The sequence below is a fragment of the Leptolyngbya sp. FACHB-261 genome, assembly GCF_014696065.1.
GTDB lineage: Bacteria > Cyanobacteriota > Cyanobacteriia > FACHB-261 > FACHB-261 > FACHB-261.
Genome location: NZ_JACJPL010000001.1, coordinates 61,492 through 83,117, shown reverse-complemented (window position 1 = coordinate 83,117; position 21,626 = coordinate 61,492). Strand labels below are relative to the sequence as shown.

The 21,626-nt window shown below is 53.7% G+C and carries 22 protein-coding genes; 13 read left to right on the top strand and 9 right to left on the bottom strand.

Annotated elements, in window-relative coordinates; all coding sequences use genetic code 11:
- Positions 1–178 precede the first annotated feature (178 nt).
- Entirely contained in the window at positions 179–1,600 is a 1,422-nt protein-coding gene (locus tag H6F94_RS00350) for a GTPase (RefSeq protein ID WP_313949190.1), read from the top strand.
- 25 nt (positions 1,601–1,625) lie between these two features.
- On the opposite strand, the gene H6F94_RS00345 is transcribed toward H6F94_RS00350, so the two are convergent.
- From H6F94_RS00345 to sir, 3 genes are all read right to left on the bottom strand, one after another.
- Positions 1,626–2,564 (bottom strand): DUF1350 family protein, encoded by a 939-nt coding sequence (locus H6F94_RS00345; RefSeq protein WP_190800243.1) that lies wholly within the window; start codon positions 2,562–2,564, stop codon positions 1,626–1,628.
- Positions 2,565–2,759: 195 nt separating this feature from the next.
- Positions 2,760–3,308, bottom strand: a complete 549-nt coding sequence (locus H6F94_RS00340; protein WP_190800242.1) for a hypothetical protein — start codon at positions 3,306–3,308, stop codon at positions 2,760–2,762.
- 202 nt (positions 3,309–3,510) lie between these two features.
- The gene (gene sir / locus H6F94_RS00335; protein ID WP_190800241.1) at positions 3,511–5,382 is read right to left on the bottom strand and encodes a sulfite reductase, ferredoxin dependent; all 1,872 of its coding nucleotides are present in this window, start codon (positions 5,380–5,382) and stop codon (positions 3,511–3,513) included.
- A gap of 273 nt (positions 5,383–5,655) precedes the next feature.
- Between sir and H6F94_RS00330 the strand changes: the two genes are divergently transcribed.
- From H6F94_RS00330 to H6F94_RS00315, 4 genes are all read left to right on the top strand, one after another.
- Positions 5,656–6,180: a Fur family transcriptional regulator gene (locus H6F94_RS00330; protein ID WP_190800240.1), complete on the top strand. Its 525-nt coding sequence runs from the start codon at positions 5,656–5,658 to the stop codon at positions 6,178–6,180.
- Positions 6,181–6,405: 225 nt separating this feature from the next.
- Positions 6,406–6,747 carry a hypothetical protein gene (locus H6F94_RS00325; RefSeq protein WP_190800239.1) on the top strand — a complete coding sequence of 114 codons (342 nt, stop codon included), beginning with the start codon at positions 6,406–6,408 and terminating at the stop codon, positions 6,745–6,747.
- A 110-nt stretch (positions 6,748–6,857) separates the two neighbouring features.
- Positions 6,858–7,382: a hypothetical protein gene (locus tag H6F94_RS00320; protein WP_190800238.1), complete on the top strand. Its 525-nt coding sequence runs from the start codon at positions 6,858–6,860 to the stop codon at positions 7,380–7,382.
- A 49-nt stretch (positions 7,383–7,431) separates the two neighbouring features.
- Positions 7,432–8,364: a TIGR04168 family protein gene (locus H6F94_RS00315; protein WP_190800237.1), complete on the top strand. Its 933-nt coding sequence runs from the start codon at positions 7,432–7,434 to the stop codon at positions 8,362–8,364.
- Positions 8,365–8,463: 99 nt separating this feature from the next.
- Here H6F94_RS00315 and smpB read toward each other — a convergent pair whose 3' ends face one another.
- The gene (gene smpB / locus H6F94_RS00310; protein WP_190800236.1) at positions 8,464–8,925 is read right to left on the bottom strand and encodes an SsrA-binding protein SmpB; all 462 of its coding nucleotides are present in this window, start codon (positions 8,923–8,925) and stop codon (positions 8,464–8,466) included.
- 503 nt (positions 8,926–9,428) lie between these two features.
- Between smpB and H6F94_RS00305 the strand changes: the two genes are divergently transcribed.
- From H6F94_RS00305 to H6F94_RS00295, 3 genes are read left to right on the top strand one after another with little or no spacing between them, the layout of a single operon-like run.
- Positions 9,429–10,049, top strand: coding sequence for a cell division protein SepF (locus H6F94_RS00305; RefSeq protein ID WP_190800235.1), 621 nt, complete (start codon positions 9,429–9,431; stop codon positions 10,047–10,049).
- Between the two features lie 5 nt (positions 10,050–10,054).
- Positions 10,055–10,855: a pyrroline-5-carboxylate reductase gene (gene proC / locus H6F94_RS00300; protein WP_313949189.1), complete on the top strand. Its 801-nt coding sequence runs from the start codon at positions 10,055–10,057 to the stop codon at positions 10,853–10,855.
- Positions 10,856–10,885: 30 nt separating this feature from the next.
- Positions 10,886–11,206: a hypothetical protein gene (locus tag H6F94_RS00295; protein WP_190800234.1), complete on the top strand. Its 321-nt coding sequence runs from the start codon at positions 10,886–10,888 to the stop codon at positions 11,204–11,206.
- Positions 11,207–11,294: 88 nt separating this feature from the next.
- Here the strand turns inward: H6F94_RS00295 and H6F94_RS00290 are convergent, their stop codons facing one another.
- Both H6F94_RS00290 and H6F94_RS00285 read right to left on the bottom strand, forming a co-directional pair.
- A complete protein-coding gene (locus tag H6F94_RS00290; RefSeq protein ID WP_190800233.1) occupies positions 11,295–12,632 on the bottom strand; it encodes a hypothetical protein in 1,338 nt (445 codons plus the stop codon).
- A 180-nt stretch (positions 12,633–12,812) separates the two neighbouring features.
- Entirely contained in the window at positions 12,813–13,523 is a 711-nt protein-coding gene (locus H6F94_RS00285) for a class I SAM-dependent methyltransferase (protein WP_190800232.1), read from the bottom strand.
- Positions 13,524–13,934: 411 nt separating this feature from the next.
- Between H6F94_RS00285 and H6F94_RS00280 the strand changes: the two genes are divergently transcribed.
- A complete protein-coding gene (locus H6F94_RS00280) occupies positions 13,935–14,444 on the top strand; it encodes an NADH-quinone oxidoreductase subunit E (RefSeq protein ID WP_190800231.1) in 510 nt (169 codons plus the stop codon).
- 152 nt (positions 14,445–14,596) lie between these two features.
- Positions 14,597–16,327, top strand: coding sequence for a hypothetical protein (locus H6F94_RS00275; RefSeq protein WP_190800230.1), 1,731 nt, complete (start codon positions 14,597–14,599; stop codon positions 16,325–16,327).
- A gap of 98 nt (positions 16,328–16,425) precedes the next feature.
- Here H6F94_RS00275 and H6F94_RS00270 read toward each other — a convergent pair whose 3' ends face one another.
- Entirely contained in the window at positions 16,426–16,962 is a 537-nt protein-coding gene (locus tag H6F94_RS00270) for a GIY-YIG nuclease family protein (protein WP_190800229.1), read from the bottom strand.
- 274 nt (positions 16,963–17,236) lie between these two features.
- Between H6F94_RS00270 and argC the strand changes: the two genes are divergently transcribed.
- The 3 genes from argC to H6F94_RS00255 all read left to right on the top strand — a co-directional run bounded on the left by argC (position 17,237) and on the right by H6F94_RS00255 (position 19,574).
- On the top strand, positions 17,237–18,292 hold the full coding sequence (gene argC, locus H6F94_RS00265) for an N-acetyl-gamma-glutamyl-phosphate reductase (protein ID WP_190800228.1): 1,056 nt from the start codon (positions 17,237–17,239) through the stop codon (positions 18,290–18,292).
- Positions 18,293–18,307: 15 nt separating this feature from the next.
- Entirely contained in the window at positions 18,308–18,979 is a 672-nt protein-coding gene (locus H6F94_RS00260) for an N-acetylmannosamine-6-phosphate 2-epimerase (protein WP_190800227.1), read from the top strand.
- Positions 18,980–19,265: 286 nt separating this feature from the next.
- Positions 19,266–19,574: a hypothetical protein gene (locus tag H6F94_RS00255; protein WP_190800226.1), complete on the top strand. Its 309-nt coding sequence runs from the start codon at positions 19,266–19,268 to the stop codon at positions 19,572–19,574.
- Here H6F94_RS00255 and H6F94_RS00250 read toward each other — a convergent pair.
- Entirely contained in the window at positions 19,563–20,456 is an 894-nt protein-coding gene (locus H6F94_RS00250; RefSeq protein ID WP_190800225.1) for an ROK family protein, read from the bottom strand. The two genes, H6F94_RS00255 and H6F94_RS00250, sit on opposite strands and share 12 nt — an antisense overlap.
- A gap of 30 nt (positions 20,457–20,486) precedes the next feature.
- Positions 20,487–21,584, bottom strand: coding sequence for a hemolysin family protein (locus H6F94_RS00245; protein ID WP_313949188.1), 1,098 nt, complete (start codon positions 21,582–21,584; stop codon positions 20,487–20,489).
- Positions 21,585–21,626: the final 42 nt, after the last annotated feature.

Below are 21,626 nucleotides of genomic sequence, written 5' to 3'. Positions count from 1 at the left end.
CGCCGGACGCAGCTCTAACCTACTTTGGGCTGGACGAAAGATTTGAAGTGTGTGCTGTACCTGATACCCACAACCCATTTGCAATAGCCTAGGATGCCTAAGGGCCAGAATTTATTCTGATTTGGCTCTGATTCGGTAAGGCTCGCTATGGTAGAAGCGCAGGGTTGGTTCTCCGGCAGTGCCTGACTTTGATGACCTGATTCCGCCTAAACCGGCTCGGTCGCTTCAGCGCAAACTGAGCGATAGTACCAGTTGGTTACAGTCTCGGTTCCAAGAGGCTTGGGAGTGGGCAGGTGGCCTCTCTCAAACAGCCACCCAACAGTTCAACGGCTGGTTTGGTATCGACGAGCAATCGTTAGCGGCAATTTTGGCCCAGCTTCGAAACCAGATGCCGACAACCGAAGTGCTGCTTGTTGGCAAGCCGCAAACGGGTAAAAGTTCGATTGTGCAGGCGTTGACAGGTGCTTCAAAAGACATTGTCGGCCAAGGCTTCAGACCACATACGGCTCATACTCAGCGCTATAGCTACCCAGCAGCAGATCTGCCGCTCATGGTATTTATTGACACGGTAGGCCTTGGAGATGGCGCTCAAGAAACCTCCGAGGTTATTCAAGAGCTGACTGGACTGGCGGGAGTTACTACCTCAGCCGAGTCAACCGAGGAACTAGATCTAGACGAACGAGATCTAACTGATCAACTAACCGACGGACAGGCAGGAGAAGAACGACCGGCAGGACAATTAGCGCTGGCTCAGCCCAGAGCACGAATTCTGGTTGTGACGGTTAGGCTGACCGATTTTGCCAATGACACGCTGCGTCAGATCGTCAGCAAAATCCGTCAGCGTCACCCAGAAGTGCCTTGTCTGCTGGCGGTGACTTGCCTGCACGAGGCCTACTCAGATCCGCAAGCCAATCACCCTGATTATCCGCCCAGTGACCTAGAGGTTCAACGGGCTATGGATGCTGCCAAACAGGCCTTTGCAGGTCTCTACGACCGGGTTGTTGCTATTGACTTTACCCAGCCAGAAGATGGCTACGAGCCTGTGCTTTATGGCCTTGATGCCTTTGCCAGCGCTCTTTGCGATCTGCTACCTGATGCTGAGGCTAGAGCCATTGGCCAACTACTCGATACCCGTGCAGGCTTGCCAGATCAGGTGGGTGACCTCTATCGACAAGCAGGCCGACGCTACATTGCCACCTTTGCTGTGATGGCTGGAACTGTGGCTGCTGTGCCCTTGCCTCTGGCGACCATGCCAGTTCTGACAACCTTGCAGATAACGCTCGTGAGTCTTCTAGGCAAGCTTTACGGTCAGAACTTGAACCCCTCTCAAGCTGGGGGGGTTGTGAGTACGATTGCGGGTGGCTTTGTGGCGCAGGCAGTGGGCCGTGAGTTAGTCAAGGCAATCCCGATTCTGGGCAGTGTGGTTGCAGCATCTTGGGCCACGGCTTATACCTGGGCCTTAGGAGAAGGGGCTTGCGTCTACTTCGGCGACCTGATGGGTGGTAAGAAGCCCAATCCAGAGCAAATTCAGCGCACGATGCAGGAGGCATTCCGTGAGGCTCAGGAGCGCTTCCGCGATACCTTGACCTCATCGCGCTAGGCCCCTAGGCTTTTTTGCTGATTGGCTAAATGTCTTTGGCCCGCTGTTTCAACTTGTCAAGAAATTGGATGACAACTTTTTCTAGGAAGCGTTGGCTTAAAAGCTCAACGAATTTGTCTAATGGATTGAAGTCCACAACGTAGGGGCCAATTTGAATGCCCAATGGTTCCAAATGCTTGCCGGGAAGTTCTTGATTGATGGCTGGCAATCGGCGCAGTTGAAGCTGCCGAAGTAGCCAGAGTACATCGCTATTCTTTTGGATTTCTTCGCTCTTTTGCCCGTCAGTAATGCTCCCTGCCAATTCATCTTTCTTAAAAGAGACTAGTGCTGCCAAGTTGAACAAGTCACTACCTGAGATTAGACATTGAGTTTGCTCTCGGGTGGGTAGAACCCCCAATTGCAAACGATCTAGTAACTGTGCGACAGCCCGTACAGGAATGGCACTTTCTGTGTTGCTAATATCGGGGGCAATCAAGAGTGAGGGCTGCCCTTTGATTGAGAGTTCTTCAGGCCCGTTAGCTTCAACCAGGTTTTCGAGCCGCTGCCGTTCTTTCCTACCAATGCAAGCCTCAATGGCTTGAGGCCACTGCTTACCACTCAAAAATTCCAGCAGAGTAATATACTTACAGCCTAGACTGTGCCCTATCCATAAATAGCGATCTTTGTGGTTATAAATCTCGTGCTCATAGCCGAGATGGATTGCGAGGGTAGTGAGTTCTTGGCGTAGAGCATCTTGCTCTCTCAGCAAGCCAATGGCTAAAGGCCAATGGCGGAAGCTGAAGCGAAAGGGTAAGGTAACAATAGTGTAGCCTTCTTCAAACAGCTTCCTCAAAAAGTAGCGATAGAAGATTGTAGGGAATGTTCCAAAGAAAGCCCCACCAACAAACTGAATCACACCCTTTGGCTCTGGATGAACTGCAACCCAGCTAAAAGAAACCGGTCTGAATCGGAACTTCGCCTGCATAGTGACCTTTGGCTGCTATATGGGGTTGAACAAGCTATATGAAGCTGAACAAACAGGGCAGAGATATTACTAGTAATAAATTCACTAGCGCCTATAACTTGGGCAAGAAACTGCCTGCTCTTGAGTTAAATCTCGAATGAGCAGGCAGGGCACTTGTCCACGGGGCTATGGCCTAAAACTCAGACGATGACGAGTTTAAACGGCAACCATTGCTTTGCCTTCAGCGATGGGCAGGTCATAGGCAATTTGGTCAAAATCCAGGTTGCCAATGTCTATACCACCCGGATTGTTAGGATCAAAGTTGGCAGGCAGGAAGGTGCCACGGCTCTGCGCAGAAAGTAGCAGGTTAGCAGTGCTTAGGGCTGGATTAAAGAAAGGCCCTTTGGCAATTTCGACAAAGCCTCGGATCTCTAAGTTATCGAGATCTGGTTGCTGGATGATATTCGGTTGCAGAATAAACAGGCCGGTATCATGAGCTGGAATGTTCACCACACGCCGCATCTTTTTAGAATCGGAGGGATTAGGAATCAGGGGCTGAAACTCATTGATGTCTGCAACGTCAAAGATGCTAATGACAGCGCTGCTAAGCTCAGGTGTGATCGCTGTAAAGTCTAAAGCGATCTCAACAGAATTAGATTCCAGGTTAGAGATAGTCAGAAAGTAAGCCTGAACCACTTTACGGGCAGAAGGCGAGTTGCCCGGTGCGATCTTCTTGGTCAGAATTTCAAAGGTTGAGACAAACATTCAGCTTACCTGAGTAGATTTGTGAGGACATTCCTAAGGTAGGTTCAGCTCAAAGGAGATGGTTAGTACCCGCAAGGGTACTCTTTAAAACCGAAAGATAATCAAAAGCCCTTGCTCAAATAATTTCCTGAGCAAGGGCTTTATGAGTGAATTAATATCCTGATCTGGATGTCGCCGGAGCGTAGAAATTTGCTTCAGGCAATTAGTTTAGGCTAGCGATATCTGGTGCAGTTTGGGCCACGGCAGTTTGGGCTTCAGCAGTTTGAACCTCGGCGGTTTGGGCGCTGTAAGTATTAGCGAATTCCCGTAAAGATTCAAAACCAACACGGGCGCAGAAGTCGCCAAAACTCTCCCGTCGTTTGCCCTTGCCTTTCCGCTGTTGCTTGTACTGCACGAACAGAGGTTCTAACCGTGTCTCTAGGTCATTGACATGCAACCGTTCAATGAACGACTCTGCCAATCGCATAGAGTTAGGGCTACCACCCAACCAGAGCTGGTATTGCTCGTTTGCTGTGCCTACAAAGCCTAGTTCCGCCATGTATGGGCGAGCGCAGCCATTGGGGCAACCCGTCATGCGAATAGCAAAGAACTCATCCTGAAGCCCCACGCGATTGAGCAAAGCGCGAATGCGCTGGTTGATGTCAGGTAGGACACGTTCCGACTCGGTCACAGCTAAACCGCAGGTGGGCAGGGCAGGGCAGGCCATTGAGTAACGGGTGAGCGGGTCGATTTTGTCCACACTCAACACTCCGTGCTCATCCAAAATGGCCTGAATCTCAGCCTGATCGGATGGCGCAATGTCATAGAGAACTGCATTGTGGTTGGCAGTCAAACGCACGGGCAAGCGATAGCGCTTGACGATCTCGCGCAGAGCCGTCTTGAGCTTCAGATTCTCGTCATCCTTGACCCGCCCATTCTCAATCGAAACGCCCAAAAACAGGTTGCCGTCGCCTTGCTGATGCCAGCCTAGATAATCGCGGTACTCAAACTTGGGCAAGCGTTTGGATTTCTTCAGCTTGTAGCCTAGATAGTGCTCTACCTCGGCTTTAAACTTGTCCACGCCCCAATCTTTAATCAGGTACTTCAAACGAGCCTGACGACGATTGAAGCGGTCACTGTAGTCGCGCTGGACAGCCACGATCGCCTTAACTGCATCAAAGATCAATTCTTTGGGTACATAGCCTAGTGGGTCGGCTAGCCGTGCGAACGTCTCTTCTTTGTTGTGAGTGCGACCCATGCCGCCACCGACAAAGAGATTAAAGCCCTGCAAGCGATTTTCCTTATCGATAATGACGACTAGGCTGAGGTCATGGGTCAGCACGTCCACCGAGTTGTCCCCCGGCACTGTCACGCAGCATTTAAACTTGCGTGGCATGTAATGGGTGCCGTAAATAGGCTCCTGCGAATCGTGAAAAACTGTGCCATTGCCATTACGCAAGCGAGCCTCAGTGACCTCAGGGCTTTCCTCAACTGTGACCGCCTTCTCGCCATCCAACCAGATCTCGTAATAAGCCTCGGTTTGGGGCCGCAGCAAATCAGCAAGTTTATCAGCGTACTCGCGAGCGTACACGTACTCCGGTTTATCGGCAAAAGGGGCTGGTGGTGCCATCACGTTACGGTTCAGGTCACCGCAGGCCCCCAAGGTTGAGCCCATATTGCGGATGATGGCAGCCATTACTGTCTTGAGGTTCGCCTTCACCACACCGTGAATTTGGAAGCCCTGGCGAGTAGTCACCCGCAATGTGTGATTGCCATAGGTTTCTGATAGCTCGTCCATCACCAGGTACAATTCCGGCGGGATAAAACCACCAGGGTTGCGGGTGCGGATCATAAACTGAAAGTCCCGCTCCAGACCTGCTGACGTGCGAGCCTTGCGATTGTCCCGGTCATCTTGCTGGTAAGAGCCGTGGAACTTGAGGATCTGAGTAGCATCCTCGCTAAAAAAATTGGTGTCCTGGAGAATCTCAGTCGCCACAGGCTCGCGCAGAAAATTACTCTTCTCCTTAAGCACTTCAACCTTGGAGACTCTCTTGGCAGGGGCTTCAGGAACTGGAGGGGTGAGCGAGTTGACCATGATTGGGCAGACCGTGACAGCTGAGGACGACTATAAACCAGGTTTATTAGCATAACAGAAAGCCCGGTAAGCCGGTCGGAATTAGTATGAATGTATTCACATAAGAATTGTGGAACGGTTATAGAACGGCCAGAGGGACGGCGCCTATTAAGAGAATCTATCGCTATCCTTAAAGGAAGCGGGAACAGTCAATATTCTGAGTGAATAAGTAAGTAGTTAGGGGGACACCTTGGTCCCGGCCACTGTCCCTGGCACCCTTGCAGGAGAAAGGCCATGAAGTTACTGGATTACACGGCCAGCGCACTCAAGGAGGAGCTGCATCGGGTCGGCTTCCGCATGACCAACCAGCGGCGCGAGATTCTGGATTTTTTCTTGAACTTACCCGAGGGAGAGCATCTGAGTGCTCAAGAGGTCCATCAGCGTACCGCTGCGCAGGGCAGCCGCGCCAGCCTCAGCACTGTCTACCGCTGCCTGAAGTTGATGGCTCGGCTTGGGCTGTTGCGGGAATTGGAGTTCCCCAACAAGGAGCATTACTACGAGCTGAACCGTGAGTTCTGTTTGAATGCTGTTCCTGGTGATCTGTTGCAGGAAGACGAAACCGCTGAGCAGTTGGTCCCAGCCCCCCACCATCACCACCTGGTCTGTGTGCGCACCAATCGCATTCAGGAATTTCACAACGACCAGGTGTGTAAGACGGCGCGCAAAATCGCTGAGAAGTATGGCTTCAAAGTATTGGATTGCCAGTTCACAATCATTGGTGTCAGTCCTGAGGGACAGCTCTTACCCCAGCTGACCTAAGGACTAAGAAGCCAACCCAAGCTTAGAAGGTTGCATCCCCACCCGGACCTCCTCTTTGCTACTAGTTGTGTTGACTGACTATGTCTCTATGCCCCTGCGCGTGGGCTAGTCAGAAACTACGCTGCTTAAACTTACTGTGAAGGCCTCTCATCCTTATTGCCAATCTTTCTCAGTATTGGTAGGCTGTAGCCATCCTGATCCCCGTTGGCTACAGCCCCAACCTCTATGTCATCTTCTGCACAACAGCGTTCCCTGCCGCTTCGCCTTATTGTTGACGCTGTTGTGCAGAAGGAGCCCTTTGAAGTGGCTCTGGGTGTGCAGTTGCAGCGGGTAGAGCCTCCGGCAGGGGAGATAGGAGAGGGCCACTACTACAGCCAGCGTCTGTTCATTGCTGGTTTGAGCCTTAGTCTTGAGCACCAGGTCCGCCTGCATGCCTGGCTTGATTACGAACTTGCTAGCCTGAGCGCTCAAGCTAGTCGAGCTGATTGTGCCATCGCCCTCAAGCGAGCCTGGTCTGGTTTCTGTGCTCAAACCTACCAGTTGCCAATCTTGCTTATGGCTGTCTAGCTCTAGCCTGGATTGAAAGCTTATTGAGATCCGCTGCTGATACCTAAGCGGATGGATGCTGTCTTTAGCAAACCCGTGAGATATTGAGGCAGAGTGCGTCCCGAAGGATTATGTCCAACTATTTGGTTACCGTCCTCAGTGACCGAAATACGGCTGAAGCGGCCTATACCGCTTTGGAAAAAGAAGATCTGCCGATGCAGGCAGTAGCGATTCTAGGTCGCGGTTACAAAAGCGCGGATGAGTACGGCCTGATTGATCCCAAAGAGCAGGCACAGAAACAAATCAATCTCATGTCAACTTGGCTGATCCCCTTTGGCTTTTTTGCCGGTTTTGCTTTTAACCGTATTACTGGCCTCACTCTACTAGAGGGGCTAGGGACGCTAGGCAATGGGGCGCTAGGCGGTTTATTGGGAGCTTTATCGGGTGCTTTGGGAGCTTATGTGGTAGGCGGTGGGGTCGGTCTGGCCGTAGGTGGGGGTGATGCCCTGACCTATCGCAACCGTCTGGATCAAGGCAAGTACCTGATCGTTGTGCGGGGCTCTGAATCCTTAACTCGGCGCGCGACCAACATTCTGCGCCCTTTTGGGCCTGAGAACATCCAGGGCTACACTGACCCCACTGAGCCCATCGAATAGAGTGCTGAATTGAATAGCACTCGCTTACTTCCCCGCTCACTCTTCAACCATGTCGATTTCAAAGCGTACCCTTCGCATTGCAGCCGTTGGTGATGTTCACGATGCTTGGGATTTAGAAGATCACCGCGCCTTGAAGGCTCTAGAGGTTGATCTGGTTCTGTTCGTGGGCGATTTTGGCAATGAGTCGCTAGAGACGGTGCGCAGGATTGCGGCTTTGGATTTGCCAAAAGCAACTGTGTTCGGCAACCACGATGCCTGGTACACGGCCACAGAGTGGGGCAGGCAGAAATGCCCTTACAACCGTGAGCACGAAGACTGGTTCCAAATTCAGCTAGAACTGCTCCAGGACTACGACGTCGGCTATGGCTACCGGGACTGGCCAGAGTTGGAGCTGAGTGTGGTGGGTGGGCGTCCTTTCAGTTGGGGTGGGCCACTGTGGAAGCACGAAGAGTTCTACCACACCTACTTCGATGTGAATTCATTCGCAGACTCGACTGATCGCATCTTGTCTGGGGTCAAAGCTGCTAATCAGCCCAGTCTAATTTTTCTGGCTCACTGCGGTCCTACTGGCTTGGGAGATGCCCCTGAGGCGCCCTGTGGCAGAGACTGGCAACCCATTGGTGGTGATCACGGCGACCCTGATTTGGAACAGGCGATTGTCAAAGCTCGCTCTGCTGGCCGAGCCGTGCCTCTCGTGGTGTTTGGCCACATGCACCACCAGTTGCGCCACACTAAGACCCAAAAGCGACAGCGAGTGCATCGAGATGCGGCTGGAACGGTTTATCTCAATGCCGCCGATGTCCCTCGGATTGTTCGTAGCCCAGAGCACACATTGCGGAATTTCAGCCTTATTCAGCTCAGTGACGGGGTTGTTCAAGACATCAACCTGCTCTGGCTAGATGAAGCTCTGAACATCCAAAGTCAGGAGACCCTGTATAGCGAGGCCGAGCCAGTCACTGACTCGGCTTTGTGCTCTCTGTAGTAGTGCTCTGAAGTAGTGCCCTAAACGTATTGCCTTGAGTAGGACACCTGTGAGTAAGGCTCTTGCTCGCGCTGGAGTAGCCAGTGCTGAACAGAGCCTTTAACGGACCTTCATGGCCCGCTCGATCTCGCGTTTAGCCTGTTTCTGCTTAAGGTCGTCACGTTTGTCATGTAGCTTCTTCCCTTTGGCTAGAGCTACGTCTGCCTTGATCCACCCGTTCTTGAGATAGAGCTTAAGTATTACCAAGGTCAGCCCCTTTTGCTCAACCTTGCCAACCAGTTTGCGGATCTCCTGCCGATGCATTAACAGTTTGCGATTGCGCAAGGGATCGTGGTTAAACGCTTGAGTTGTATTTTGGTGAGGAGAGACATGCATGTTCATCAGCAGCAACTCACCATTGCGAAAACGCGCAAAAGCGTCCCTTAGGTTGGCCTTACCAGCCCGGATAGACTTCACCTCCGTACCGGTGAGTTCAATTCCCGCTTCATATGTCTCCAGAATTTCAAAGTAATGTCGTGCCTGGCGGTTGTCAGCCAGGACTTTGCCGCCGTGTTCAGCCATGAATCCAATCCAACCACAGAGATTCCAACCACAGAGATTCTATTTTGGCAGACCCTCCCAAAACTGAATGACTGAGAATCTGCAACCTGGGGTAGCCAGCCAGGGGATCTGCGGTATACTCCTGGCGTGTAAGGATTCGACCAAGGTTCAGCCCGCTTTAGAGCTGATAGGCGAATTCTGCTACCGCATCTACTGGAGTTAGAGAAGACTGCATTGATTTTCATAGCCTGATAACATACGCCAAGCGTATTGACATCAGCCGTAAGTAAGGTTTAATAAGTTGAACCTGTACTTATGAACTGGCTTATAAAGATCAATTCTGAAAAGATCGCCCGAATACGAGTGAACAGTTAGCGAACTAAGGCAACAAGTGGGCAAGTTCGACAGGTTAGGTTAGACCTCGCCAAAAGATTTCAGTCTTAAATCGGGGGGGACGCGGCTTTCACAAGATTAGGGTGATCGCATTCGATGGGTATGCCGGAGTAAGTGATGGAGCAGGCGTTATGAACAACATTTTCTCAAAGTTGCGGGACTTCGTGAGTTTCAACGAGCCAGTAGACTACGAGTACGAGTACGATGAGTTAGACCAGGGTGAGGACTACCAAAACCTTTACCAGGAAGAGAATGCGCGGCCTGAGTCAGAAGAGGCTGCTGGGCGTCGTCGCCGCAACCGTCGCGATCGCGTGACTTCTCTGGGAGGGCCGGTCAGCAACGAGGTTGGTGCAGTTGGAGGCGGCATGAGCGGTCATACCAGTAACGTCATCGGAATGCCAGGAGCAACCAACGGCCTGTCGGAGGTGTTGGTTATGGAGCCACGCTCCTTTGAAGAGATGCCTCAGGCGATTCAAGCACTCAGAGAGCGTAAATCGGTGGTCCTCAACCTGACCATGATGGATCCTGATCAAGCGCAGCGAGCCGTTGACTTTGTTGCTGGTGGCACCTACGCCATTGATGGTCACCAAGAACGTATCGGTGAAAGCATCTTCCTGTTCACCCCCAATTGTGTTCAGGTCAGTACCCAGTCTGGTATGCCTCAGGAAGCTCCCTATCCTCGCCCTGCTCGTCCCGCGGCACCCACTCCTGCCTGGACAGCCGACGCAGCCGTTAGCCGGTTTGCTCAATAGCAGCAGTGGCACAGCCTGTACAACTGGGTATTATTGGCGGTGGCGTGATGGGAGAAGCAATCCTGTCGCGCCTGCTGTCTTTGGGGCTTTACGAACCTGAACAGGTAATCGTCAGTGACCCCAGCCCCGAGCGACAAACGTTGCTCTCTAGCCAGTACAAAGTTCTAGTGACAGAGGACAATCGCAAAGCTGCTACAGGCACGGTGCTGTTAGCAGTTAAACCTCAGGGTTTTGCCAAAGTTGCAGCAGGTTTGACAGGGACTCCAATTTCACTGTTGTTATCAATTCTGGCAGGCACAACTCTGACCCAACTTGAGTCTGCCTTCCCCAATCTCCCTGTGATTCGGGCTATGCCCAATACGCCTGCCCAAGTTGGGGCAGGCGTGACTGCCCTTGCGGCTGGTCAATGGGTAAGTGCTGGGCACCTGAGCATTGCGCGTCAGGTTTTCGGCTCAGTCGGAGAAGTCCTAGAAGTGCCAGAACCGCTGATGAACGCTGTTACTGGCTTGTCTGGTTCTGGACCAGGTTACGTTGCCCTTATTGTTGAAGCCCTGACTGATGGGGGAGTGGCAGCAGGTTTACCCCGGGCAACAGCAGCTCAACTGGCGTTACAAACACTGCTAGGCAGCGCCGAGCTGCTGAAGAAAACTGGCATGCATCCAGCAGAGCTCAAAGACCGAGTGACCAGTCCTGGTGGGACGACCATCGCTGGCATTGCCAGTCTGGAGCAAGCTGGCTTACGCTCTGCTCTGATTGAGGCTGTGCTCAGCGCGACGAAGCGGGCTCAGGAATTGGGAGCAAAATAAGAAGTTAGGGTAGCCCAGGCTGGAAAAACCGTGGATTCAAGGATTACGCAACTCGTGGTGTACCTGGCGGTGGCACTAGTCTGCGTCGGTATCGCCACTATCTTTGTCCCCCGTCGGACGCCTGGAGGTTTTTTCGGGGGATTGCTAATTGGCCTAGCAGGCATTGCCCTAGGAGATTGGGGTTTTGCTGAAATGGATCGCAGCTTCGGCATTAAGCGGCTATTTCCTGTGCTTAACTGGCAAATTCCCAATATTGGCGTCAAGGTGATCCCCGCTATTGTGGGCTGCACGGTTGTGCTCTTTGTCGTGACTCTAGTGCTTAGGTGGTTCCGCTACAACAGTCGGATCTAGCTGGCTGACCCCTATATAACCTTTACACAAGCGGTATCTGGCCAATATTTGGGCCTCAAGTAGCCTCAAAAACACCCGAAGAGCAGAGTTACAGCTCCTCGCCAGGCTGGTACACCCTACCAGGGCTATGGTCTGCCTGAATTTCAATGACCAAGTCTGCCAAGTCTGGATTTTGGGTTAGAGGCTTGATAAACAGCTCCGGGTGCAGGGCACGCCAGAAGTACTCGACAAAAGCGTCGATTTCAGCGTCGGTCATGCCACCTTTACCAGTGGCAATCGCCTTTTGCTCAGCCTCCCTTCGCCACTGCTTGCTCAAGGTGTAGTCGCTAACGTATAAGACAAGCTGTCGGTCTAGACACTGCCACAGAGGCAAGTAGTCATGTAGGGCTGTGTTGACTGTCTGGGCAAAGTCCCGGTCTTCTGGTGTGAGGATAGGTGGCGGTGCTGCCTCAAGACCCGAGGGTGCTACTGGACGTGCGCCTACGAACCAACCCTCCAGAACCACAACATCTACAGCCCCACTCACCAAGTCCCAACCACTAGGCAACTGTGCAATCGGCAGCTTCAACGGTGTTTGGGTCTCCCCTAATTCCCATAGTGCTTCACCTGAAGGCAGCAAACTAACCTGAAACACTCCAGGTGGGAAGCCGAAGGCAGGTGAGTAGCTCAAGGGCACTGGCTCACCCATTGACTCAGGTAGAGACAAGCTCTGCTGCTTAAATACCATCTCTTTCAGGTGCAAATGAGCCGCTGAAATTTGGCCACGGAGCAGTAACTCCGGCTGGAGATTGACCCAAGCAAAGCGATCTCCATGCCCCCGGTGGGCTGTCTTATCAAATCGTGGCACCCAAGTCAGGCTATCCGCTTGGCTGTGGCGCAAGGCTTCCAGTGCTTGCAAGCCCAAGTTCACGGTGTGGGTGCCGGGTGGCCCCCGTCGTTCGTAGCGCGGATCGCGCTGTTTTAGCTCGGTGCGGTGGTGGTAGGTGGTGTAGAAGTCATCAATGGATAGGCTGACAGTGCGCAAATTTTGCCGCGCCAGTAGCAACGTCAGTACCGCACCCAAAGTGGTTTTACCGGTGCCCTGCCCTCCCAACACTCCCAGACCTAGGCCTCGGGGCTGTACTTGCTGGCGAGCAGCAGCAATTTGCATTGCTAGGGGCAGCCACAGATCCCATAGTGGCAGCAGCAGAGGCGCTTTGATATGTAGAGCTCGTTCTACCAAAACCCGAAAGCTGGGATAGGCAGAGCGTAGGAGGGCAGTCCGCTGCTGCAAATGATCCTCTAACGTTGCAGGCGTTACACCAAATGCCCTCGCCCGTGGCTGGTCATTGAGCAAACGCTCCCCCAGAAACTGCTGAGCCCCAGATGGTAGAGATTGTCCCTCGGCAAGCGCAGTCAGCAGGGAGAGTAAATCGAATTCGCTCATGACACACCAAGACAGTCAGGAGACAGCTCAGGGCTAGCAGCACTGACCCAAGCTGATTGACACAATCTTAGGGGCAGGCGTGCAGAATTCTGTCAGGCATTTACCTGAACGAATTATAAGGAAACCGAGCTAAATGCACGCCATGAGCCTGTAGTAACCCCATGCTCTGACGCTGGAGGGCTAGGCAAACGTAACTCGGTACATCTGGAAAATATCACCAGGACGAGAAGCAGAGAGGGTTGCTCCAGCCTCCCGAATGACTTGCTGCCAGCGCTCCAGAGGCTCTAGAAAAACTTCTACGCCAAAGTACATTTCTAAAATCGCCCAATTCTCGGCGAGGGAGGTGTCAGGGTCAATGACATCAAAAACAAAGCTGCCCCCTGGCCTAAGCACGCGTTGCACTTCAGACAAGACTGACCGCCAGTATTCCGGTGGAAAATAGCAGCTAAAGCCAGTGGCGATCACCACGTCAAACTGTCCAGGGTCATAGTTCAAAGAATGAGCTGGCCCTAACTGTACACCCTTGAACAGCTTGGAGTTGAGTTGAGGACCACGTCCATTCAAAGCATCACGAGCTACAGCTGAAATTTCCTGGCCATAGAAAAATGCGCCCCACTCTGCCCAGGGATAAATCAGAAAACTGACGCCGCAACCGATATCTAAACATCGTTGGCCTTTGCTAATGCGCGCCAGATCCCAAAAAGGCGAGGTGAGATGAGCTTGTAACGTGCCTGCTATGCGCTCCCGAAACAGAGGCATTGCTTCTGCTTCAGCAGGTAAATCAAAAGGTTCACCTCGATACTCACGGTCGAAACGCTGTACCAGGGAACTGAGGATCGGCTGCCAGGGATCCTCAGCACCTCCAGTTCTCGCTCGGGCGGAAGCAACCACTAACCTTTAAGGGCCTTCGTAAAGTTCTGCCTGTAGCTCTTGTTCGTGGCCACCAGTACCGGCCAAAGCAGGGCTAGACCAATCCGATTACTCGTAAAGTTTGTGCGTCGGAACCCCGACAAAAACTTCCAAACACCGCCAACATAAAGGACTGTCAGAAGAAACCAACCCATGATGTTTTGGTCGAAACTGCTGAATGCCCTTCCAGTGTAGAACATGGCTTAGAGCAACTGAGTTCAGCGCCTTAGCCATGAGGCGAGGCAAGCTTTGGTGGCCCCTCCATCAGCTTCGATTTCGGCCTTGCATTTTTGGATCCTTAGCCTCACAATAAGGCTCATAAACTTAACTTATCTTAAGGTTTGTTTCGTTGAGTGTTTGTCTATCGTGTGCAGCTAGGGAGGGTTTGGCACTGTGGGTTTACTAAAAGCAATCGTTAATGGCATCGGAGATTTCTTCAAGATTCTGGTAGGAGGGTTGCTAGGAGCAGTCCTGGGCATTTTTGGCTTGAAATCAGGACCGGCTTTGACGCCGGAGCCCTTTAAAGGGGAATTACCTAAGGCTGCGCAGGTCGCCAAAGCTGAACTGACAGCTCCGGCAAAGACAGCTCAAGCAAAGCTGGCTCCGTCAGAACCTACTAAGCCTGTTGCAGCTCCTAAGGCTGAGCTACCTAAGGCTGAAACACCTAAGGCTGAACCTGCTGGGTCTGCAGTTCCCAAACTTGAACCGGCGAAGGCTGAACTTGCCAAGGCTGAGGCAGCTAAGCCTAAACCTGCGCCCGAACCGGTCAAGCCCAAGGTTGTAGAACCGGCTGTTCCCGCCGCTAGCTTTGACCCAGCGGCCATTGCCACTCCTCGTCCCTCGCGGCGTCCCGGTGCTGGCATGGACTACTATCGCAATTTGGCTAAACAGGTGAATAGCTGATTGCAGAACGGCTTGACCCTGCTAGCCTGTAGGAAGGTTTCGGCCTGACCGTCCACACTGCTCCGCTAGTCATATTTAGGGTCATGGGCACCAACCGGCACGAAGTCCCATTCTCTTCGGGGAAGTCATCCTCAACTTCGGGGCCTTCACCTGTGACCCCGAAGTCATCTCAGTCTTGGTCAGTTCCCTCCTGGACGTTTTGGGCCAGCCTTGGTCTCCTAACAGCAACCTCAGTAGGCACAGCATCGCTACTGCTACTGCTGCGCCTACCCCCCAAGCCTGACTGCAGTACCTTAGGGTCGTTGACGGCAACTGACTCGCTGCGGATTTACTGTGCTCGCTCTCTGGCACGGCAGGGGGATTCAGCCAACTTGATGGCTGCTCTCCAGCTGATTGAGCAGCTACCGCCTGAATCACCGTTGCACAATGAGGCTAGGCAAGCCGTTAGCGATTGGTCAGAGCAGTTGCTGCGATTGGCCCGTCAGCAGGTACAAAAGGGTGACTTGCAATCAGCTTTAAGCCTGTTAAATCGCATTCCCAATTCTGCGCCTAACTATGCCAGGGTCAGTGAAACGCGTGCCTTTTGGCAGCAGGAGTGGCGCCAAGGCCAGCAAACCGAAACGAAAGTTATAAAGGCCCTTCGCAATCGCCAATGGGATGAGGCTCAGACTGAAGCTCTCTCTCTGTCGGACTTTGAGACTGGCTACTGGCGCGAAGGCAGATTGAATCGTCTGTTGATGCGGATCGCAGCAGAGCGCACTGCCTGGGGGCATTTAGAAGACGCTCGTCGCCTAGCCGCCAAAGGCAAGCCTGCACAACTGGCTGAGGCAATTGAGCTGGCAAAGACAGTTGGGCCAGAGCGCATGATTCGAGCCACTGCCCAGGGCGAAATGAATCGTTGGGGACGGCAAATGCTGGCTATGGCGAGGCAACGCTTCCAGCAGAAAGATCTCGCCGGTGCAGTGGAGATTGCCCAGAGTGTGCCAGGGGATTTGGCAGTCTCGGCTGAGGCTCAGGATTTTGCCCAACTGACCCAAGCCCGAGCCCTCGCCCAAGTTGATACACTGCTCGGCTACTTAGCAGCGAGCGCCACAGCGCGCCAAATCAAGCCAGGCAGACCACTCTATGCGCAGGCTAACACCCAATTGATGGCTTGGCATGACCGCATGCCAGATTTAGCTCGCATCGATCTGGGACGGGCTCTTGCGGGGCTGGATCGGGTCGATGCCCTCAAAGCTGCGATTAGGTCAGCCTCCGGCGTGGAGATGGGTCGGCCTTACCGTAGTCTTGCTCAAACCCTGATCGCCAGTTGGCGTAAAGACATCGAAGTGCTGGAGGACCAGCCGATCATTGAAGGCGCCCAACAATTGGCCCGCAATCGGACCGTGGCGGACCTGCAAGCTGCCATTGAAACCGCTGGGCAAATTCGCCAAGGACGCGTGCTATTTCCTCAGGCTAAACGTCTGATTGCGGGGTGGCGCGATGATATTGAAGTGCTTCAGGACCAGCCAATTTTGGATCAGGCCCGTGGCCTAGCCCGGCGTGGTGCCCTTAGAGATGCGATTGCTGTCGCCCGCCGCATCCGTCGGGGTCGAGCCCTGTACCCTAGAGCTCAGGCCTCAATTGGCCGTTGGCAAGCAGACATTCGTGAGATTGCCGATCGCAACGTTCTAGACCGTGCCTATGCCTTGGCTGATGAAGACCGTTTGGAGCGAGCGATTGCTACTGCGGAGCAAATTGGGTCTGGCAGTCGCTTAGCAGGAGAAGCTCAAGCGGCCATCGATCGCTGGTACTACCAGCTCTACCCACCTGAGACTCCTGCTGAACCGGAGCCAGAACCGGCTCCTGAGCCTGAGAGCGATGGCTATCCCTACTACTACTGATCCTGTAATCCTGAGCTTAGGACTAAGTAGCCACGAGCCTGATTTGCTCCCACCGTAGCTGCTCTTAAGGGACTGCTGCGGTGAAGCCTGACCTCAGTTCACACCTTCAAGTCCAAGATCCCTTGGTTCTTGGCTTTGGGGTCAAACCGGACTGAGAAGCCAAGCCCCCGCGCCTCTAGCTTGGCTTGCACTTCCTGCTCTAGGCGGCGAGCAACGTTCTTGAGTACTTTGTCGCGCTCGCCCTCATTCATCGCCTGCTCGTAGGCTTTTTGCTCCTCAGGGGTCATGTAGCGAGTGCCGTTGAGCGGTTCTTCCCACAACAACAGGTCAGCGCCATTGCCCGGCGGTGTCTTCTCCGCAATCCAGCGCTCTTTGATCTCAGTCAACAAAGTGCGGCTGGGCCGCTCGATGATCGCAGCTTTGACCCAGTAGCAGCGCTCGGGCACCCGGACCAGATGCAGCAGCAGGCTGGTCGCGATGTCGCGGGAGATGCCGACATATTGGAGCTGCTGAGCTTGATCGAAAATGGCGTAGGTGCCAATTTTGCCCTTAAGCTGAGCAGGCAGGTTGCCCGTCTCGTCCAGATAGGAGGAGGTGGCTAGGCTATCCAGGTTGAAGGCTTCAGCAGAGACCATACGACTAGCAGTAGCTTGGCAAAAAGAGTTTGACAGAAGACTAAGCGCAAAAGACTTAAGATGAGGGGTTCCCAGAGGGCAGCCCTAAACTTTGGCCCAAACTTTAGGGGCCAATCATAGCACTCAGACTCCCCAGGAGTCGGCTGAGCTGGCTTGGTTGAAACTTTAAACAAGTTGTTTGTTTGATGCCCGTTTTCTGAGGTTAGCCTGGTCCATAATGCTCCACAGTCTGATTGTTCTCTGTCCTCTTAGATAAAGCTTTGGGATAAACAACATGGGTGAACGGGTGCCGGTAGGCATTGTCGGCGCATCGGGTTATGGGGGCATCCAACTGGTCCGCCTGCTGCTAGAGCATCCGGCTCTAGAACTGGCCTATTTGGGGGGTAGTGGTAGCGTTGGGCAGTCGTTTGCTGACCTGTACCCCCATCTCAGCCATCGGTTACAGGGGGTTACGGTTGAGGCAGTAGATCCAGACGAGATTGCTCGTCGCTGTAAGGTGGTTTTCCTGTCGCTGCCCAACGGTTTAGCCTGCGAACTGGCTCCTCCTCTGTTAGAGAAGGGTTGCAAGGTGCTAGACCTATCGGCGGACTATCGCTTTGAGGATTTACAGGTTTATCAAAGCTGGTATGGTCGGGAGCGCACAGACCAGGCGGTATCTGAGCAGGCTGTCTATGGCTTGCCAGAACTCTATCGCGAGCGCATTGCCGGAGCTAGTTTAGTGGGTTGCCCCGGTTGTTATCCCACTGCCAGCCTGCTTGGGGTTGCACCCTTACTCAAGCAGGGCTTGATCGAACCCGAAAGTGTGATCATCGACGCTAAATCGGGAACCTCGGGTGGCGGTCGTCAAGCCAAGGTCAATTTGCTGTTGGCAGAGGCCGATAACTCTCTGGGCGCCTATGGCGTTGCCAGCCACCGTCACACCCCAGAAATCGAGCAGGTGTGTAGCAATCTGGCTGGACATGCGGTGCGCGTCCAGTTCACACCCCACATGATCCCAATGGTGCGCGGCATTTTGAGCACGATCTACGCACGGCTGCGCGACCCCGGGTTAGTCCGTGAGGATCTAATTACCATCTATCGGGCGTTCTATCGCTCCTCTCCCTGGGTGCAGGTGCTGCCCAGTGGCATTTATCCTCAGACCAAGTGGGCGGCAGGCACCAATCTCTGCTATATCGGCTTGGAAGTAGACCCTCGCACCGACCGAGTGATTGTGCTCTCTGCGATTGACAACTTGCTCAAGGGGCAAGCCGGTCAGGCAATCCAGTGCCTGAATATCATGATGGGTTGGGAAGAAACCTTGGGTCTGCCTCAGCTAGGGTTTTATCCGTAGTCGATCGGCTTCTTAATGGATTGGCGTAATGCTCTAGCAGGCCGCTTAGTGGTGTCCTGTCAGGCCCCTGTTCGTTCTCCCCTCCACGAACCCAGCGTGATCGCTGCGATGGCTGCCGCCGCTGTAGAGGGTGGTGCTGCTGGTGTCCGGATCGACTCACCGCCTCATATCCGGGCAGTCCGTGCTCGGGTTGACGCGCCGCTTATTGGGTTATGGAAAAAGGTGCTGCCGGGCTATGAGGTCTACATCACGCCCCAGTTTCAGCATGCGCAGGAAGTTGCCCAGGCTGGGGCCGATCTAATCGCCATTGATGCTACGCAGCGTCCCCGTCCAGGTGGCGAGCAATTGGCTGAGCTCATCCGACGGATTCACACAGAGCTGAATCTCCCAGTGATGGCGGATGTGGCTAGCTTCGATGAAGCGTTGGTGGCAGAAGCAGCAGGTGCCGATGTTGTGGGGACTACGCTTTATGGCTATACCGCAGAAACCAAGCAGGCAACGCCCCCCGGCTTTGAGTTGCTTGCCGCTATGGTTGCAACCTTAAAAGTGCCAGTAATTTGTGAAGGCGGGATCGCCAGCCCTGAGATGGTACGCAAAGCCTTAGATCTTGGCGCTTTTACCGTTGTAGTTGGCACCGCAATTACTGGCATTGATGCCAAGGTGCAAGCCTTTATGCAAGCTCTTTAGGGTCGGCTGCCAACATCTACTAAAAACTCTTTAAAAACTCTGGGAAATACGAGATTTAACTGTGGCAGGGCTTTGAGGCAAAGCTTAACATCGTCTTAAGTGCAGACTGAGCTTTAGAATTCGGATTCAGGCTACTCAAAGCGCTGTTAAGTCGTGACACCGCGCAGCTTGCGCAGACGATCGGGTGCAAGGAGCAGTTCTAGTCGTTGCGACTCGCTAGCCTGATACCAGCATTGTCTGCCCGGAGTCCTGAACCGCAGCATAGGGAACTAGGAGTTAGGAGAAAATGTTCGGCGTGAAATCCAATCAACAGGAGGCGGACAGACCTCACAATCTTGATATACAGCCCTTAAGAGGGCTGCGGCGCTGTCACCTACTCGTTTCTGACCAAGAGCGTCCCTTGCCTGGAGTCTATTGGCGGGGCTATCTCTACAGCTTTCTCAAGCACTTCACTGACGAGCTCAAATTGCGAACAGCCGCTCAACGGCTCACCACTAAAGGCGAGCATGTGCTGGCAACCACGACTGCTAAGGGTTGGGCATTGTGGGTTCGCGAAGAAGCGGCACAACTGACCCCTGAGCGTTCACCTGACTAAGTGCTGAAAGGCTAGCCTTGCCGCCCCGATAGTACCTGCTTCGTTGCCTAGAGCCGCTGGCCGAATCACAAGCCCTGTCCTAGAGCTTGGCAGCACTCGTCGCTCGATTTCAGCTTGCATCGCTGCCTGAAAAAACTCAAAGCCTGCACTGACCCCACCGCCTAAGAGCACCGCCTGGGGAGTTAGCACATAGATCAGACTGCTGAGGCCAATGCCCAAGTCACTGCCGATGGCCTGCCAGTGTGCCAGGGCCGTTGCATCGCCCTGCCTGGCCAAAACTGAAAGATCCTTGGGATCTGAGCCTGTGCGACGGCGGATTGCTCCTATTGAGCAATACTGTTCCAGTGAGCCCTGGTTGCCGCTGTTGCAAGGGTGACCTTGGGGGTAGAGCGCAATCAGGCCCAGTTCGCCTGCTGCGCCTCGGTGCCCCGAAAACAACTGACCGTTCAGAATAATGGCGCCACCTACCCCCGTACCTAGGGTGAGCACAATTAAATCCTGAAATTCTCGGCCTGCCCCTAGCCAAGCCTCGCCTAGGCCAGCGCAATTGGCATCGTTAGCCAGCACGACCCGCCTTCCAGTGCGAGCTTCCAGCCAATCGGCGAGTGTCACATCCTGCCAGCCAGCTAGATTGATGGCGACCAGGGCAACGCGTCCACTGACGTCAGTGGGACCGGGCGTGCCGACACCTAAGACAGTGGCTTGCCGATCAGGATCCAATTGCTCAATGGCCGCAACCATGGCAGAGGTAACAGCTTCAGGGCTGGCGGGTTGAGGCGTAGGCACCATAAGCTTACCGAGACAGCTTCCAGTCTCTGAGTAAAGGCCCAGCTTGAGGTTGGTCCCACCTAAGTCAATGCCAATCGCCCGCCCTTCACCCATAGCCGTTCCCGTTAGTTGCTGAATCTCAGCCTAGCGGTTGTAGGTAATTAGCAGGTCACTTTCGTCGTAGATTTCGCCCACCAATTCCTCAAGCACGTCCTCCAAGGTCACTAGACCGACGGTGCCGCCGTACTCGTCAACCACAATAGCCAGGTGCAGGCGTTCGCGCAGCATGTCCTTGAGTAGGTCGGCCAGCCGTTTGGTTTCCGGAATGTAAACCGGCGGGTCCATCGCTGCTGATACTGGAGCATTGCCGTGGGTTTGCAGGTGTTGCAGGGCGCGTTTCAGGTGAATTGTGCCGACGATCTGGTCCTTGGACTCTTCCTGGACGGGTAGACGCGAGAAGCCAGTCTCCAAGCAACGGGCGATCACCGCTTCTAAATTGTCATCCTGGTCTACAGTTTCCATGTTGATGCGCGGGCGCACCACGTCGTGGGCATTGAGGCGGTCGAGGGCCAAAGCCTTGCTAAATAGTTGTCGCCGCTCCCAATCCAACTGGCCGCTGCGACTGAGCACTTCCACTAGCAGTTGCAGATCTTGAACCGAGGCCCCTGATGGGGTTGAGCTGACCTGGAACAGGCGCAGCGTCCGCTGAGCGACCGTCTCAAAAAAAGAGATCACTGGCCCCAATACCACTGAAAGCCAGTAAACCGGCTGCACAACCAGCCGGAACACCGGCATCACATTGTTGACCGCTAGGGATTTAGGGGTGATCTCGCCAAAAATCAGGGTCAGCACTGTGATCGTGGCAGTCGCGATCCCGGTCGCGAACCCCAAACTGCCACTGCCAAACCAGGCAACCAACAGTGAGGTGGTTAGAGTGCCAGTCAGTACTGCTGCCGCGTTATTGACCAAGGTGTTGCAAACTAACAACGTGGTAATAAAGCGCGTTCGCTTCTCTAACACCAATCGGAAGATGCCCTCCGCGTCTGCTTCTTCCTGGACTAGCGCGCGCAGCTTCAAATTATCCAGTGCCGTGATTGCCGATTCTGAGCCAGAGAAAAAGGCAGAAAGACCTAATAACAGCGCAATAATCCCGAAGCTGGGCAATAGAGAACCCAAATCAACGGGGAGATTGGCAACCAACTCAGCCAACAGTAGCGGCGATAAAACAGACAGAGAAATCACAGAGGAGGGTAGTCACATCCCAGAATGCATATCGCCAGTCTA

Excerpts from the sequence above, each read along its gene's own strand:
- H6F94_RS00345 (WP_190800243.1), bottom strand. The coding sequence starts at position 2,564 with ATGCAGGCGAAGTTCCGATTCAGACCGGTTTCTTTTAGCTGGGTTGCA.
- H6F94_RS00340 (WP_190800242.1), bottom strand. The coding sequence starts at position 3,308 with ATGTTTGTCTCAACCTTTGAAATTCTGACCAAGAAGATCGCACCGGGC.
- sir (WP_190800241.1), bottom strand. The coding sequence starts at position 5,382 with ATGGTCAACTCGCTCACCCCTCCAGTTCCTGAAGCCCCTGCCAAGAGA.
- H6F94_RS00330 (WP_190800240.1), top strand. The coding sequence starts at position 5,656 with ATGAAGTTACTGGATTACACGGCCAGCGCACTCAAGGAGGAGCTGCAT.
- H6F94_RS00325 (WP_190800239.1), top strand. The coding sequence starts at position 6,406 with ATGTCATCTTCTGCACAACAGCGTTCCCTGCCGCTTCGCCTTATTGTT.
- H6F94_RS00320 (WP_190800238.1), top strand. The coding sequence starts at position 6,858 with ATGTCCAACTATTTGGTTACCGTCCTCAGTGACCGAAATACGGCTGAA.
- H6F94_RS00315 (WP_190800237.1), top strand. The coding sequence starts at position 7,432 with ATGTCGATTTCAAAGCGTACCCTTCGCATTGCAGCCGTTGGTGATGTT.
- smpB (WP_190800236.1), bottom strand. The coding sequence starts at position 8,925 with ATGGCTGAACACGGCGGCAAAGTCCTGGCTGACAACCGCCAGGCACGA.
- H6F94_RS00305 (WP_190800235.1), top strand. The coding sequence starts at position 9,429 with ATGAACAACATTTTCTCAAAGTTGCGGGACTTCGTGAGTTTCAACGAG.
- H6F94_RS00290 (WP_190800233.1), bottom strand. The coding sequence starts at position 12,632 with ATGAGCGAATTCGATTTACTCTCCCTGCTGACTGCGCTTGCCGAGGGA.
- H6F94_RS00270 (WP_190800229.1), bottom strand. The coding sequence starts at position 16,962 with ATGGTCTCTGCTGAAGCCTTCAACCTGGATAGCCTAGCCACCTCCTCC.
- argC (WP_190800228.1), top strand. The coding sequence starts at position 17,237 with ATGGGTGAACGGGTGCCGGTAGGCATTGTCGGCGCATCGGGTTATGGG.
- H6F94_RS00260 (WP_190800227.1), top strand. The coding sequence starts at position 18,308 with ATGGATTGGCGTAATGCTCTAGCAGGCCGCTTAGTGGTGTCCTGTCAG.
- H6F94_RS00255 (WP_190800226.1), top strand. The coding sequence starts at position 19,266 with ATGTTCGGCGTGAAATCCAATCAACAGGAGGCGGACAGACCTCACAAT.
- H6F94_RS00250 (WP_190800225.1), bottom strand. The coding sequence starts at position 20,456 with ATGGGTGAAGGGCGGGCGATTGGCATTGACTTAGGTGGGACCAACCTC.